The following is a 15,175-nucleotide window of genomic DNA, read 5'->3' as shown; positions in this document are numbered from 1 at the left end:
CCGGAGTCTTCGCGTGGATCGCGCAGTCGGTCGATGTCGGCCCCGAGGACGGAGCGGGCGATCAGTTCGGCGTCGATGTCGTCGCTCTTGCCCCGTCCGTGGCGTGCCGCTGCGGGCGTGGCGAAGGGTTCGACGACGCGATAGCCGCTTTCGTGACAAGCGTGTGCCAGGCGGGCACCGTACGAGCCGATGCCCTCGATGGCGACGAGCGTGGAGGCGGGGGTCGTGGTGCGCTTGGTGATCCAGGTCACCGCGCGCGCGATGCCGGCGTTCGTGGCGGGGAAGGTATCCGACGCTGTGCGTGCGCCGGTGGTCGCGTCGATGATCGCGAGGGTGTGCGTGCGGGCGTGGGTGTCGGCCCCGATGACGAAGCCGACCTCGTTTGCGACGATGGACATGGTGCGCGTGATCCTTTCCGTGGGTGACGTCACTGTCGTCGGCGTCGACCCGGGAGAGATCACTTCGAGGCAGGCCTGTAATGGGCCACGACCGCTGCAACGGTCGGGCAAGCTTCTGATCAAGCCATCGGAGTGGGCCGGGTCGGCGTCGGCATCCTGCTCGGACGGACAGATCCTGGGAAGGGCACACCGCGACCGCGGCGGCCAGTCGATTCAGGGGTCACACCCGAGCAGGAACGCCAACACCCACCCTGCCAGCCGGCCCCAGGCCAGCCACCCCCAGACTTACAGCCGATTCAGGATGGGCGCGCGTCGTCACCTGAGCGTGCCCGCCTCGTTCACGCGGTCGACGTACTGGTCCGCGGAAAGATCCAGAACCTCTGAAACAATGCCCTGGGCAGAGATGACGCCGGCGTCCCGTAGCCCCTTGAGGTAGCCGAAGTCGAACCTCAGATCATGAGCGACGATGAGATCATTCATGATGGAGTGTGCGCCGATGCGCGAGTCTTGCGTATCGCGGTACCCAGGCGCGAATGCAGCACCTCCGGTGTAGAGATCGGAGTTGAAGACGCTGATCTCCGCAGGATCGAACTGCAGAAGGTCGTATATCATTCTCGGCACGCCGAGTGGGTTGCCGTGAAGACTCAACGACAGGTCCGAACGGTAATGGCGCAACCAGTCGAACGCTGCGAGTGCCGGGTCGCCGAACAGCAGCGGGCGGACTACGACGAGGCCCAGCTCGCCGTCTTGGACAGCCGCCTGCGCTTCGCCAATCATCGGGCCGAGATCTCGGCCCGAGTAGTAGGTGATGTCAGTGCGCGATCCGCCGAACGCTGCTTGGGACGCGATGAAACTGCGCGAGAAACGGGGCCGTACGATGCAGTCGTAACCGTCGATCACGGCGCCGTTAAGTTCTGGCGTCTGGGACGGTCCGACGATCGCAACGCGCCGTCCGCGGACGAGCCGATCCATCCTGGTGTCAGCAGCGATCGGCGCGCGCTCGCGTTCGCTCGCCGCCCATGCCGCGAGAGGACGGGAATCTCCGGCGAGCAGAGCCGCATCGACTGCGAGCTTCTGCATCGCTCGAGCGGTCGTCTCACTCTTGGAATGCCAAAGTGGCGGGTCGAGCAGTTCAAGGGCTTCGTCAGCGCGCCCAAGATAGGCCAGCGCGGAGGCGCGCCGATGAAGCCGGGCGAAGGTGCGCTTGCCCATGGTCGTGTCTCGGATTATGGCTTTGGCCAGTCTCTGCCGGACAGCGAAGCCAGCGTCGAGCGCTCCAATGAACTGCAGTCGGTCGGAGACCAGGCGTCCGAAGGATAGGTCCAGACTCTCGCCGGTCGTTGCCAACTCATCGATGAGCCCGAGGATGGCCTCGGGCTGGACCTGATCGGGATCTGAGAAGAGCGGTTCGGTATTCCGGATGAGCTCGTCTGCGATGGGGCTGCCATGCGCCCTTGACCGCTGGAACGTCGACGCGAGATCCCACAAGCGCCGCCAGTCCTGCGTCCCGCGCTGGCTCACGTTGATCAGCCGTTCGGCGGCCAACCGGTTCGATGGATTCAACTCAAGCGCCTGCTCGTATGCTGCTGCGGCGCCATCCATATCCGTTACCGCGGGCCGTTGAAGGCACTGGCCGAGCTCGGTGGCGATCTTCGACGACGGGTAGTCGGCTAGCGCCTGTCGGTAGCAGTCGATCGCAGCGTCGAAAGCGCGCCGCTTGACGTGCGTCCGCGCGAGCCTGACGAGGAGCTGGTAGTTGCCGGGTTCGCAGGCGAGCGCCTTCTCGAGCTCTTGCACGGCTTCGTCGAGCCGCGGGTGCGAGTCTGCAACGATGCCCCTGACGGGATCGTGTATCAGGCCCGGCACACGCATGCGCAGTAGGGTCAGAGCGACCGCAAGGTGGCGCTGCGCCGAGTCGGGTTCGAGCTGGGCGGCCTGCCGACGCGCCACGAGGGAACCCTCCAGGTCCCCTTGGCCGGCGAGCGTCTGGGCACGGAGTTCGTAGAGCTTCGCATCATCGCACTGCGCGGTGTCGACCTGCTCCCAAATCGCTACCCGTCCCCGCCAGTTTGCTCTCCACACAAACCTCGCGAGGCGATCGCGCCGTCTCAATTGCTGGCGGCCGTACATCTCCTCTTGCGCGACGTCTCTCCCCAGGTGGCCAGAAGACGCCGCGCGGGTTGCGAGCGGCGTGGCGACGCCTGGGATCGCACTGATCGCCGAGACTGCGCGTCTTCCGAAAGCAGACGCCCGGCGGCGCGTCGCCCGGCGCGCGCGCGTCGCGGCCGAGACTCGTGGTGCGCGGGTCATCCGGCCCGTCGCTCGAGCCCGGCGTCGATGCTCCGGGACGAGATCAGCGCCTCGACCCGTGCGATGTCTTCGGGAACGTCGACGGACAGAGAGTCGTCCGACATGAGGACCGCGCTAACCGGGATGTCGAGTTCGAGGAACCTCATTACTTCCTGGTCTTCGGCGGCCTCGATCGGCGTCCGGGCACCCTTGGCACCGAAGGCAGCGAGCGCCTCGGGGCTGTAGGCGTGAATGCAGACGTGCCGGTACCCGCCATGGAACACGTCCTCGTGCGAGCCCGGAACTCGCGCCCGACCGATGTAGATCACGTTGCTCTGAAGGCCGATCAGGACCTTGAGTATCTTCGTGTTCCGCCATTGAGCTTCACCGATCGGCGTGTAGCCAACCTTGACGTTCGTCCTATCTTCACGAACGGCAACGAGCATGCGCTCGATGTCCGAAATCGGGAAGATGGGTTCGTCGCCCATAAGGTTGATGTATGTCTTGGCGGCGATGCGGGTCGCGACCTCGGCGACGCGGTCGATACCCGTCGGGTGATCGTTGCGGGTCTTCTCCACGCGAACGCCGGCTGCGGTGCACGCGTCGACGATTCGGTCATCGTCGGTCGCCACGATGACCTGATCGTGGGGCAGAACTGCTTGGCAACGGCGTGCAGTTCGAATCACCATCGGCACGCCGGCGATCTTCGTGAGCGGCTTGCCTGGGAACCTCGAAGAACCGTAGCGCGCTGGAATGACAATTACCTCATCATAGGCGCTCATGCTGGCCCCCTTCTTCGCCACTCTCGATGTTGCTGATCACTCGCGCGGCCGCCGTCGCGGCGTCAGTGCCGCGGACCCCAATTGACTGGCCGCGTAGTTCGACCACGCGAACGGGAAGGCCGATTTCGAGCAACCGCATCACCTCGTGATCCTCGAGCGATTCGAGCGGTGTGCGGCCATCGGTCGATCTGACGGTCTCGAGCACAGTTGCCGGATACGCGCGGCCGATCGTCGGCATGTAGCCAAACGAGAACTCATCGCGGTGACCCCCCGCGACTCTCGCCCGCCCAATGTAGATAAGGCGCCCCGAGAGGCTGAAGAGCAATCTCGGGTTCGAGGGGTTCTCCCATTCGGCGGCCGTCATCGGGCGGTAGCCGACGACGGTGGCGCCCCGATCCGTTCGTGCGGCATCGCGGAGGGCACGGATGTCCTCGGCCGGAACAAGCGGCTCATCGCACGGGATGCTGATGTAGGACATTGCTGGCACCATCGCCGCGACCTCGGCCGCCTGGTCGAGGTCAGTCTGGTGGCCATCTCTTGTTTCGACCACACGGAGGCCACGGCCTATGCAGGCTTTGGCGATCTGAGGGTCGCCGGTCGCCACTAGGACCTGATCGTGGGGAAAGACCTCGAGACACCGTTCGGCGGTCCGCACGATCAGTGGAACACCCTCGACATTGACGGTCGGCTCGGCGGAGGGCCGCGGGGGCCTTGAGCGCGCGGAAACTACGACGATCTCGTCTAGTGGTGTCATCGTGATGGTGCTCCTGAATGGTGGACGTTCTCGCCTCTCGGCGCGGCTCGTTGGTCTAGCCTGCCCCACTCAACCTTAACCTGTCGGGAACTCCCTCCCGGACGGGCGTGCTGTAGTCGGGGTGATCGAAGCGGTGAAGCAGGTACGCGCACTGGTGCCAGGGAAGCCGTCTCGGCAAAGTGACCGTGTGAAGGTCCCGCGAGATCTTCGCGGTGGCATGGCCTTCATTGAAATCGCTAATCGCGAGCGCCTCGCCAGTGAAGTCGCTGTAGTCCTTGAGCCGTTCTTCGCGCTTCTTCGGCACGAGGTCGTCGAAGAACATCGATACGCGCGGGAGGAGATGGCCGAGTGTATTCGGTGCGCCGAGCGCGGCAAGAACGGGGGCGGTCGAGGCGTAGAGATCGACATCGTTCAGCACCGCGCCGACTGGGATTTCCGACGACCGTAGCCAACTCTCGAATGTCTCTCGGACATCCCCGATGATCAACTGCGCGGAGGTCAGCCGCGTGCGCAGTTCGGCTTCGTCCATCGCGTAGTCACCGGCCTGGAAGTAGTGCTGGACATCGCGGTGGTCAGCGCCTCGCGGCAGCCCAGATCCGTTGTCAAGGCCAAAGACCTCGACGGTCACGCCGGTGGCGCGAGCGAGCGTCGATGCGTGGTGCTCAAGAGCGAGGAGGCCCTGGCCTCCTGCAACGCCGACTTCCGCTACACGGATGCGGTCTACGCCGAGCGCGGAGGCTAGCAGGCACGCGTGCTGGACCGCGTACGCGTATGCCGGCTTCGCCATGCCCGTGTAGTGGAGCTCGTGGTCGAAGTCGAGCATCCCACCGTCGACGGACCGGAAGGGGCGTCGCGCGCGCCTCGAAGCGCGTGCGAATCGTGTGTACGCGTAGGCGGCCTGCTCGAACGCACGGCTCCGCTCGTAGGCCCTGCCCAAGAAATACCACCAACGAGTGGCCGGGGCCGGTACCGAGCATGCTTGCTCGTACCACCGCTGCGCGGCGATGGGATTGCCCATCCGTTCGGCCATCAGGCCCGCTCGGAAGGCAGACTCCCCGTCCAGTAGGTCAGCACCGGCGGCGGTGGAATAGGCCCGGTAAGCTCCTCGGACATCGCCTCGCGCCTCGAGCTCGTGTGCCGAGGCTGGAGAGTTTGAGGCGCGAGGCGCGCCCACGCGTTCGCTCACCGCCCGGCGCGCGGGATCGTGTACTTGTGGTGCTCCGAAGGCGTGACCTTCTTGACGCTTGAGCCGACGAACATCTGAGCACGGCGGACGTTGTCGACGTACTCCTTGAACGCGGGCGTCGTGAGGTCCACGGCGACTGCGTCGAAGTGCGCCCACTCGGTGTTGCCGAGCTTGACGTGCTTCTCGACCATACCCGCGCCGGCGGCGACCGCCAGGGCCGATGCCATCCAGCCGTGGTCGTGGCTCGAGTAGCCCGGAACCAGGTTCGGGTGATCCTTCGCGAGCTCTGCGTAGTGGCGGACCACACCGATGTTGCAGTGCTCGTCGGGCGTTGGGTATGCGGAGTTGCAGTGGAGCAGGTACAGACGCTCCTGCTTGCCGAAGGTCGAGAGGACCCAGTCCTCGTAGTCCTGGTCGGTCATCCCGGTCGACAGCACCAGGGGTCCCGAGTAGTTCTCGGATACATACCTCAGGTAGTCGCGGTGCTCGGAGATGGTGGACGGCAACTTGAGAAGGGGTGCGCCCAGATCCGCCATGAACTTGAATGACGGCTGGTCGAGCACCGAGGCGAACCAGCTGATGCCGAGAGACCCGCACAGGGAGTCTAGGTACTCGAAGTCCTCGCGGTCGAGCTCGAGAGCGCGACGGTATTCGCCAAACGTGGTGCCAAACGGCGAGGCGTAGGGCTTCGCGAGTTGCTCGGCCGTGTAGAAGGTCTCGACGTCCCTCTTCTGGACCTTCACCAGGTCGGCGCCTGCGGCATGCGCGGCGCGGACCAGCTGCTCGAGCCGTGCGCGGTCGCCGAAGTGGTTCGTCGTGATCTCGGCGGTGATGAGAACATCGGGCTGCTCGAGCTCTCCCTCGCCAGGGTGAAGGGGCTTCGGTGCGACCAGCGCGTTGAATTCGGCGGGGGTCATCCTCGACAGCTCGTGGTCACCCACGTGGATGATGTCGAGGTTCGTGTCGCGCATGACGTAGAGCGCGTTGCGTAGCACCTCGGCCTGGATGCGAACGCCTTCGCCGCGATCACCCGACAGGTCGGGCGAGAACTCGGTCTCGGTCGCACGCGAGTAGCCGAGCTCGGGCGCGAAATCGAAGCCGACCATGTGGACGGTCTGTCGTTCGCCGCGCTGGTCCGCGATGAGCCGCGCGAACTCCAGCGCAGTGAGCAGCATGATCTCCTCGATGGCGAGTTCGTCGCGCGACTGGAAGCGACTCATCATGATGTCGCCCTCGTCGTTGCTGAGAGGCTCGTAGGGCAGGTTCACCACAGTGTGGCCCGGCGCCTGAAAGTCCGTTGAGGTCACGTATGCCCGGGAGCGCATGCCGGCGTCGCGCAACGATGCCTTCACCCACTCGTCGTGGAAGATCGTGATGTCGGTCGGCGTGATGCGCTCGGCGTCGTTGAGACCGATAACGATCGCGTCCTTGTAGACGGCGGCGTTGACCTTGTCGGCCGACGGACCCTTTCCGAGAAGGACGATCCTATCCGTGTTGTATGTCGACGCGGTAGCGGCGACCAGGTTCGAGATAGCGTCCGTCGTAGGGGAGACCATCGATCAGTACCTCACATCCGTGTTCGAGGGCGAGTTGAACGCCCGCAAGAAGATCCCAGGAGTAGGCGCCGACGGGATTCACGAAGCGTGAGTAGGATCCGCGCACCACGTTGAAGAGATTATAGACGGCGCACCCGATGATCCTTGCTTCGCGGGTCGCTGCGACTTGTCGCACCAGCTCGTCGCTGATGGAGGAGGAGAAGCCCACGATCCTGGACCGGATGGGCGCGAATGTGTCGCCGGTAATAAGCCTCTCGCCGAGCTCCGGGAGTAGCAGAAGGCTGCCTTCGTGGTGTCCGTCGAGCCAGATCGTGAGCGAGACTCCCCACTCCTTGAGTCCCGAGCAGAAGTTCTCGGTGCCGTCAATCGGATCGAGTACCGCCGTCCAGCCGGCGAGGTCGGCATCCGACTCGACAAAAGACTCCTCGCCAATGAAGCGGATGTCGGGGTAGTACGTGCGAAGGTGTGCTTCCACCTGGCGCTCGAGGTAAACATCGGCGTCGGTGACGGGGCTGCCGTCGGGCTTCCATGTGATGGCGTAGCGGCGCGCCGCGAGTTCGGGAAGCTCGGCTTCGACCAGGGCGCAGACGCCTTCGAGCACTGAACGGACCGTGGTCATGGGAGCTCCTCGGGCGGCGATCTCGGGCGCACTGAGGCTAGCACGATGGCGCGTCCCCGCGACCGTGCGCAGGTCCCGCTATGGGCCCGTCGCCCGTCGGACCCGCTTTGCCAACCTACGCTTCCGTAACTTACGATGGCGTAGGTTAGCGCGGCGAAGCGTCGCGCCGCCCCGCCGGCACCCGCCGGCCGGGCGACGAGACGCCGAGGAGGACGCATGGAGGCGCACGGTCCGCTCTCCGACGAGGGCCTGGTCCAGATGCTCACGCCCGCGGGCGAGAGGGTCGAGGACGAGCGCTTCTCGTCCTTCGCGGCCCACCTCGACGCGGACGACCTGCGCGCCATGTGGCGCGACATGGTGCTGGTCCGCGCCTTCGACACCGAGGCGACCAGCCTCCAGCGCCAGGGCCAGCTGGGCCTGTGGGTGCCGTGCCTGGGCCAGGAGGCCGCGCAGATCGGCTCCGGGCACGCGCTGCGCCCCTCCGACTACGTGTTCCCCTCGTACCGCGAACACGGGGTCGCGTTCACCCGCGGCGTCGACCTGCCGGAGATCCTGCGCCTGTTCCGCGGCCTCCAGCACGGCGCCTGGGACCCGGCCGCGCACGGCTTCCACCTGTACACGCTCGTGATCGGCGCCCACTCGCTGCACGCGACGGGTTACGCGATGGCGATGGACCGCGACGGCCTGGTCGCCACGGGCGACGCCGACCGCGACGGCGCCGTCATCTGCTACTTCGGCGACGGCGCGACCAGCCAGGGCGACGTCAACGAGTCGTTCACCTTCGCCTCGGTCAACCGCGCGCCCATCGTGTTCTTCGTGCAGAACAACCAGTTCGCCATCTCCGAGCCCACCACCTGCCAGTCGACCGTGCCCATCGCGCAGCGCGGCGACGGCTTCGGCATCCCGTCCGTGCGCGTCGACGGCAACGACGTGATCGCCTCCTACGCGGTGTCCCAGTGGGCGCTGCGGCGCGCCCGCGCCGGGGAGGGCCCGGTGCTCGTCGAGGCCTTCACCTACCGCATGGGCGCGCACACCACGTCCGACGATCCGACGCGCTACCGCACCAAGGCCGACGAGCAGTACTGGGCCGAGCGCGACCCCATCGCCCGCCTCGAGGCGCACCTCGTCTCCCTGGGGGAGCTGTCCGACGACTTCGCCGACGGCGTCCGCGCCGAGGCCAAGGAGCTGGGCCGCCGCACCCGCGAGACCGTGCGGTCGTGGGGCAAGCCGCCCCTGGCCGAGATGTTCCAGCACGTCTACGCCGAGCCGCACGCGACCGTCGAGGCGGAGCGCGCCTGGTTCGAGCGCTACGAGGCGTCGTTCGCCGATGCGGAGGCCCGCGCATGACCGCCACCACCATGACCCTCGCCGGCGCGATCAACCGCGGCCTGCGCGCCGCGATGGAGCGCGACCCCAAGGTGCTGCTCATGGGCGAGGACGTCGGGCAGCTGGGCGGCGTCTTCCGCGTCACCGACGGGCTGTGGAAGGACTTCGGCCCCGACCGCGTCATGGACACCCCGCTCGCGGAGTCCGGCATCGTCGGCACCGCGATCGGCATGGCGATGCGCGGCTACCGGCCGGTCGTCGAGATCCAGTTCGACGGCTTCATCTTCCCCGCCTACGACCAGATCACCACGCAGCTCGCCAAGATGCACTACCGCTCGCGCGGGCTCATCAACCTCCCCGTGGTGATCCGCGTGCCGTTCGCCGGCGGCATCGGCGCGGTGGAGCACCACTCGGAGAGCCCCGAGGCGCTCTTCGCGCACACCGCGGGCCTGCGCCTCATCACCCCGGCCACGCCGCAGGACGCCTTCGACGGCATCCAGCAGGCCATCGCCTCGCCCGACCCGGTGCTGTTCTTCGAGCCCAAGGCCCGCTACTGGGACAAGGGGGAGGTGGACGATGCACGGGTCGCCGCCCAGTTGGAGGGTGAGCACGGCGCCGCCGGCGCCACGGCGGAGATGGCCCGCGCCCGCGTCGCCCGCGAGGGAGCGGACGTGACCCTGGTCGCGTACGGCCCCACGGTGCGGCTCGCGCTGCAGTCCGCGGAGGTCGCCGCCGCCGAGGGCGTGAGCGTCGAGGTCGTGGACCTGCGCTCGATCTCCCCGCTCGACTCCGCGACGGTGGTGCGCTCGGCCAAGCGCACCGGCCGGGTGGTGATCGTCCACGAGGCGCCCACGTCCTTCGGCCCCGGCGCGGAGCTCTCCGCGCGCGTCACCGAGCAGGCCTTCTTCCACCTCCACGCCCCCGTGCTCCGGGTGGGCGGCTTCCACGCGCCCTACCCTGGCAGCAAGCTCGAACACGACTACCTGCCCAACCTCGACCGCGTGCTCGAGGCCGTCGACCGCGTCATGACCCACTAGGAGTCCGCAGTGCCCACCTTCGAGACCTTCCCCATGCCCGACGCGGGCGAGGGCCTGACCGAGGCCGACGTGGTCACCTGGCACGTCGCCGTCGGCGACACCGTCGAGGTCAACCAGCCGCTCGTCGAGATCGAGACCGCGAAGTCCCTGGTCGAGCTGCCCTGCCCGGTCGACGGCGTCGTGAGCGAACTGCTCGCCGCCGAGGGCGACACCGTCGAGGTGGGCGCCCCGCTCGCCGTCTTCGACGTCGACCCCGGTGGTTCGCCGGCGGACGATGCGCCGGTCGCCGAGGTTCCGGCCGCACCTGCCGCTCCGGTCGCGCCGGCGCCGGCGGCCGCCGCGCCCACCCCGGCCCCCGCGCCGGCGGCCCCGCCGGCCAAGGCGCCGGCCGCATCGTCCCCCGCCCCCGCCCCCGCATCGTCCACGCCCGAGGAGAGCGGCGCCGTGCTCGTGGGCTACGGCGTCAAGGCCGGCTCCGCGGCCCGGCGACCGCGGCGCGACGAGCGCGTCGACCCGATCGGCGGGATCGAGGACGTGCAGGACTACCCGGTGCTCGCGAAGCCGCCGGTCCGCAAGCTCGCGCGCGACCTGGGCGTGGACCTCACGACCGTCACCCCGTCCGGGCCGGGCGGGCTCGTGACGCGCGAGGACGTCGAGCAGGCCGCGAAGCTGGCCTCGGGCAGGGTGCTCGCGACGTATCCGGGCGACGACCAGCCGTGGCTGGCCTCGGGCTACTCGACCGACGGCGGCCGCTCGACGCGCGTGCCGGTGAAGTCGGTGCGCAAGCGCACGGCGGAGGCGATGGTGAGCTCGGCGTTCACGGCGCCGCACGTCACCGTGTTCCGCACCGTCGACGTCACCGAGACGATGAACCTGGTCGCGCGCCTCAAGGCCGACCGCGAGTTCGCGGACGTGCGCGTCACCCCGCTGCTCGTGGTCGCGAAGGCGCTGCTGCTGGCCGTGCGCCGCCACCCCGAGATCAACGCGAGCTGGCACGACGAGCGCCAGGAGATCGTCTACAAGCACTACGTCAACCTGGGGATCGCGGCCTCGACCCCGCGCGGCCTGCTGGTGCCGAACATCAAGGACGCGCACCGCCTGCCCATGAAGGAGCTCGCCCTGGAGCTCCAGGAGCTCACCGCGCAGGCGCGCGCCGGCCGGACCACGCCGGGTGCGCTCGCGGACGGCACCATCACCATCACCAACGTGGGCCCGCTGGGCATCGACACCGGCACCCCGATCCTCAACCCGGGGGAGTCGGCCATCCTGGCGTTCGGCTCGATCCGCGAGCAGCCGTGGGTGCACGAGGGCGAGATCCAGGTCCGCTGGGTCACGCAGCTCGCGCTGAGCTTCGACCACCGCCTGGTGGACGGCGAGCTGGGCGCCCGCGTGCTCGCGGATGTCGCGCGCGTGATGAACGAGCCGGGCCTGGGCCTGGTCTGGGGCTAGTCGGACGCGCCCGGTCGCGGGTCCGGCTCACGCGGCCGGGTCGCGCTCCTGCTCGTCGCGCAGGGTCTCGAGCCCGGACTTCTCGCGCAGCGGCACGTGCGGGATGAGGATCGCCAGCACCGCGGCGACCGCGGAGAACCCCGCGGTGAGCAGCAGCGTCCCGGCGATCGCGTCCGCGAAGCCCTCGCGGATGGGCGCCGCGAGCACGGGGTCCGCGACGGCCAGGAAGGACGTGTCGTCGAGCGACAGCCCGAGGCCGCCAGCCCCGCCTCCGCTGCCGCCCGCGCCCTGCGCCGCCTCGACGATCCGGGCATTCACCGGCTCCGCGAGCACCGCCGGATCCGTGGCCGCCGAGGTGAAGGCGGGGCTGCCCGCCGCGGCCGCGAACCGGTCCCGGATGGCCTCCGGCGCCCGCGCGAACAGCAGCGACAGCAGCACGGCGGTGCCGAGGGAGCCGCCGATCTGCCGGAAGAACAGCACCGACGCCGAGCCCGCCCCCATGTCCCGCGGCTCGACGGCGTTCTGCACCGCGAGCATCACGGGCTGCATGATGCCGCCCAGGCCCAGCCCGAACAGCGCGCCCCCGACCGCGACGTACCAGAAGTCGGTGTCGGCCTCGAGGCGCGACAGCACCAGTCCCGCCGCGACCAGGAGGCACGCGCCGGCCACGGGGAACGGCTTGTAGCGCCCGGTGCGGCGGATGATCGGCGCGGAGATGTTGGCCGTCACCAGGATCCCGACCGTCATCGACAGCATGGCCAGCCCCGACTGCGTGGGCGTCATGCCGCGCGCGATCTGCAGGTACAGCGGAAGCGCCGCGATGCCGCCGAACATCGCGAAGCCCATCAGGAAATTCAGCCCCGTGGCGACCGCGACCAGCCGGTTGCGGAACATCCTCAGGGGGAGCAGCGCATCGTCCCCCGCCGCCCGCTCCGCGAAGACGAAGGCGACCGCGCCGCCCAGGCTGACCGCCGCCAGCCCCAGCGCCAGGGGCGACGTCCAACCCCAGGCGCGGCCCTGCTCGACCACCAGCAGGAGCGGCACGATGAACGCCACCAGCGCGGCCACGCCCGCGACGTCGATGCGCGCCGGCCGCGGCGTGTGCGGCAGGTGGAGCACCTTGAGGATCAGCGCGAGCGCCGCCAGCCCGAGCGGCACGTTGAGCAGGAAGATCCACCGCCAGCCGTCGATCCCCAGGACCGCGTCGCGCCCCGCGAAGAACCCGCCCAGCACAGGGCCGAGCACCGACGCGACGCCCCACACCGCGAAGAATGCGGCCTGGTACTTGGTGCGTTCGCGGGGGCTCAGGATGTCGCCCACGATGATCAGCGCGAGCGCCATGAGCCCGCCCGCGCCCAGGCCCTGGAGGCCGCGGTAGGCGGCGAGCTGCACCATGTCCGTCGCGGTGCCGCACAGCAGCGACCCCAGGATGAAGATGCTCAGCGCCGTCAGGTGCAGCGGCTTGCGGCCGTAGATGTCCGAGAGCTTGCCGTACAGCGGCGTCGCGATGGTCGCGGCGATGAGGTACGCCGTGGTGACCCACGCCTGCAGGGTGAGGCCGTCGAGGTCGTCCCCGATGGTCCGGATCGCGGTGGCCACGATCATCTGATCGAGCGCCGCGAGGAACATCCCCACGGCGAGGCCGGTCACGATGAGCAGGATGCTCCTGCGGTCGATGAGCGGCTGGGTCATGAGGCCTTCGGGTGGGTGCGGCGGGGGCGGGGATTCCTGGACCATAACAGCGGCAGTGCGCGGGCTGTTCCTGTCGGGGGACGATGCACGGGCCGGGTGGGCGCGGTCGGCGCCGCCGGGCGGCGCCCCTAGTCTGGGGGCATGCCAGTGGAGGCGCTCGTCACCGTCGCCGCGATCGTCCGGGACATGTCCCTCGCCGCCACCGTGGGCGGGCTCGTCCTCATCGCGGCGGTGCTGCCGCGCGGCCACGCGGCCGTGGGGCGCGCGGCCCTGGTCGCGCGGGTGGGATCCATCGGGTGGGTGCTCGGCTCGCTCGCGCACTCGATGCTCACCTACGCCTCGATCCGCGGGTCCGTGCCGGAGGCGTCACGCTTCCTCGAGGAGTGGTGGGGCTTCTCCCAGACCGTCGACCTGCTCGCGGCGTACCAGCAGGTCACGCTCGCGGGCCTCGTGGCCTCCGTGCTGTGCGCCGTCGCGCGCACGCCCGCCGTCGCGGCGTGGTCGCTGCTGCCCGTCGTGTGGGCGGTCGGCTGGCTCGCCCAGACCGGCCACGCAGCCGGCGCCGCCGACCACCACCTCGCCGTCAGCGCGATGTTCCTGCACATCGGGGGCGCGGCGCTGTGGGCCGGGGTCATCGCGGCGATGCTGCTGGTGCGCTCGCCCCTGGGGGGCGAGGCGAAGGAGACGATGCGCCGGGCCTCCCGTCTCGCGGCCTGGGCCGCGGCGGCGGTGATCGTCTCCGGGGTGGCGAGCGGCTGGATCCGGCTGGCGGCGCCGGCAGACCTGGTCACGTCCGACTACGGCCGGATCATCCTGCTCAAGGCCGCGCTGATGGCCGGGGCGGCGGGACTGGCCGTCGTGCATCGGTCCCGGTTCCTGCCCCGGCTCACCGAGGCCCAGGTGAGGGAGCGCTTCTGGCGACTCATGGCCGTCGACGTGGCCGCGCTCGTATTCGCGATGGGGGCCGCCGGCGTGCTCGCGTCGACGGCGCCTCCCGTGCCCATCGTGCCGCTGGGGGAGCCGAGCCCCGCCTACCTGCTGACCGGCTACGAGCTGCCGCCCGAGCCCACGGCGCTCGCGTGGGTCGCGCAGTGGAGGCTCGAGATCCTCACGGCGTTCACGCTCGGCGCGGCCGCGATCGTGTACGTGCGCTGGGTCCTGCGGCTTCTGCGTCGGGGCGACGCGTGGGCGTGGCACCGGACCGCGTCGTGGCTCGCGGGCGTCGCGGTGCTCGTGTGGATCACGCAGTCGGGCCCGTCGATCTACGGGATGGTGCTGTTCAGCGCCCACATGCTCGAGCACATGGTGCTCGTCATGGTCGCGCCGGTGCTGCTGACCTTCGGCGCGCCGGTGACGCTCGCGCTGCGCGCCCTGCCCGCGCGCCGCGACGGCTCGAAGGGGCCGCGCGAGTACCTGCGCGCGGTGGTCGAGTCACGGTGGATGCGCTTCTGGGCGCAGCCGGTGGTCGCGGCGGTGAGCTTCGCGGGCTTCCTCATCGTGTTCTACTACTCGCCGCTGTTCGAGTTCGCGCTGAGCAACCACGCCGGCCACCTGTGGATGCTGGTCCACTTCACGGTGGTGGGCTACCTGTTCGCCAACGCGCTCGTGGGGATCGACCCCGGGCCGGCCCGACCCGGCTACCCGCTACGGATCGTGCTGCTCTTCGCGACCATGGCGTTCCACGCGTTCTTCGGCGTCTCGCTCATGATGTCGACGGTGCTGCTGGCCCCGCGCTGGTTCGGGCTCATGGGCCGCGATTGGGGGCCCGATGCGCTCGCGGACCAGCAGTACGGCGGCCAGATCGCGTGGGGAATCGGCGAGCTGCCCGTGGTGCTGCTCGCGATCGGGATCGTGTTCGCGTGGCGGCGGGCCGATGCGAAGGAGACCCGTCGCCGCGACCGGCAGGCCGAGCGCGACGACGACGCGGAGCTGCGCGCCTACAACGCGATGCTCGCTCAGACCGCGCGGCGGGACTCCGGGGCGTCGAGCTAGGGGCGCCCGCTGGGTGCCGGGTGCCGGGTGCGGGGTGCCGGGTGCTCGGTGACCGGTGCCCGGTGCTCGGTGCTCCCGCCTCCGGTGGTCCGCAC

General features: G+C 69.3%; 12 protein-coding genes. 4 read left to right on the top strand and 8 right to left on the bottom strand.

Annotated features, from left to right (window positions below; translation table 11 throughout):
- From AOM03_RS11585 to AOM03_RS11555, 7 genes are all read right to left on the bottom strand, one after another.
- On the bottom strand, positions 1-398 hold a 398-nt coding region (locus AOM03_RS11585), incomplete at its 3' end, for an IS110 family transposase (RefSeq protein ID WP_156157738.1).
- A gap of 315 nt (positions 399-713) precedes the next feature.
- Positions 714-2,528: a tetratricopeptide repeat protein gene (locus tag AOM03_RS11580; protein WP_062381535.1), complete on the bottom strand. Its 1,815-nt coding sequence runs from the start codon at positions 2,526-2,528 to the stop codon at positions 714-716.
- Between the two features lie 176 nt (positions 2,529-2,704).
- Positions 2,705-3,469, bottom strand: a complete 765-nt coding sequence (gene kdsB, locus AOM03_RS11575) for a 3-deoxy-manno-octulosonate cytidylyltransferase (protein WP_082092382.1) — start codon at positions 3,467-3,469, stop codon at positions 2,705-2,707.
- The gene (locus AOM03_RS11570) at positions 3,456-4,223 is read right to left on the bottom strand and encodes an NTP transferase domain-containing protein (RefSeq protein ID WP_082092381.1); all 768 of its coding nucleotides are present in this window, start codon (positions 4,221-4,223) and stop codon (positions 3,456-3,458) included. Before AOM03_RS11570 ends, kdsB begins: the two co-directional genes overlap by 14 nt.
- A 55-nt stretch (positions 4,224-4,278) precedes the next feature.
- Complete coding sequence (locus tag AOM03_RS11565) at positions 4,279-5,046, bottom strand: hypothetical protein (protein ID WP_156157737.1); 768 nt, start codon at positions 5,044-5,046, stop codon at positions 4,279-4,281.
- A 359-nt stretch (positions 5,047-5,405) separates the two neighbouring features.
- Entirely contained in the window at positions 5,406-6,965 is a 1,560-nt protein-coding gene (locus tag AOM03_RS11560; protein WP_062381528.1) for an N-acetylneuraminate synthase family protein, read from the bottom strand.
- Positions 6,895-7,584 (bottom strand): inositol monophosphatase family protein, encoded by a 690-nt coding sequence (locus tag AOM03_RS11555; RefSeq protein ID WP_062381526.1) that lies wholly within the window; start codon positions 7,582-7,584, stop codon positions 6,895-6,897. The genes AOM03_RS11560 and AOM03_RS11555 overlap by 71 nt, the downstream gene beginning before the upstream one ends.
- 216 nt (positions 7,585-7,800) lie before the next feature.
- Between AOM03_RS11555 and pdhA the strand changes: the two genes are divergently transcribed.
- From pdhA to AOM03_RS11540, 3 genes are read left to right on the top strand one after another with little or no spacing between them, the layout of a single operon-like run.
- Positions 7,801-8,931 carry a pyruvate dehydrogenase (acetyl-transferring) E1 component subunit alpha gene (gene pdhA, locus AOM03_RS11550; protein ID WP_062381524.1) on the top strand — a complete coding sequence of 377 codons (1,131 nt, stop codon included), beginning with the start codon at positions 7,801-7,803 and terminating at the stop codon, positions 8,929-8,931.
- Entirely contained in the window at positions 8,928-9,947 is a 1,020-nt protein-coding gene (locus tag AOM03_RS11545) for an alpha-ketoacid dehydrogenase subunit beta (RefSeq protein WP_062381522.1), read from the top strand. The genes pdhA and AOM03_RS11545 overlap by 4 nt, the downstream gene beginning before the upstream one ends.
- 9 nt (positions 9,948-9,956) lie before the next feature.
- Complete coding sequence (locus tag AOM03_RS11540; protein WP_062381515.1) at positions 9,957-11,396, top strand: dihydrolipoamide acetyltransferase family protein; 1,440 nt, start codon at positions 9,957-9,959, stop codon at positions 11,394-11,396.
- A 27-nt stretch (positions 11,397-11,423) separates the two neighbouring features.
- Here the strand turns inward: AOM03_RS11540 and AOM03_RS11535 are convergent, their stop codons facing one another.
- A complete protein-coding gene (locus tag AOM03_RS11535; protein ID WP_062381513.1) occupies positions 11,424-13,088 on the bottom strand; it encodes an MDR family MFS transporter in 1,665 nt (554 codons plus the stop codon).
- A 141-nt stretch (positions 13,089-13,229) separates the two neighbouring features.
- Here AOM03_RS11535 and AOM03_RS11530 point away from each other — a divergent pair, with 141 nt between their 5' ends.
- Positions 13,230-15,080, top strand: coding sequence for a bifunctional copper resistance protein CopD/cytochrome c oxidase assembly protein (locus AOM03_RS11530; RefSeq protein ID WP_156157735.1), 1,851 nt, complete (start codon positions 13,230-13,232; stop codon positions 15,078-15,080).
- Positions 15,081-15,175: the final 95 nt, after the last annotated feature.

It is taken from the genome of Demequina pelophila, from assembly GCF_000971175.1.
GTDB classification, from domain to species: domain Bacteria; phylum Actinomycetota; class Actinomycetes; order Actinomycetales; family Demequinaceae; genus Demequina; species Demequina pelophila.
Note: the sequence above shows the minus strand (reverse complement) of the source record. Positions and strands in the feature narration are given on the sequence as shown.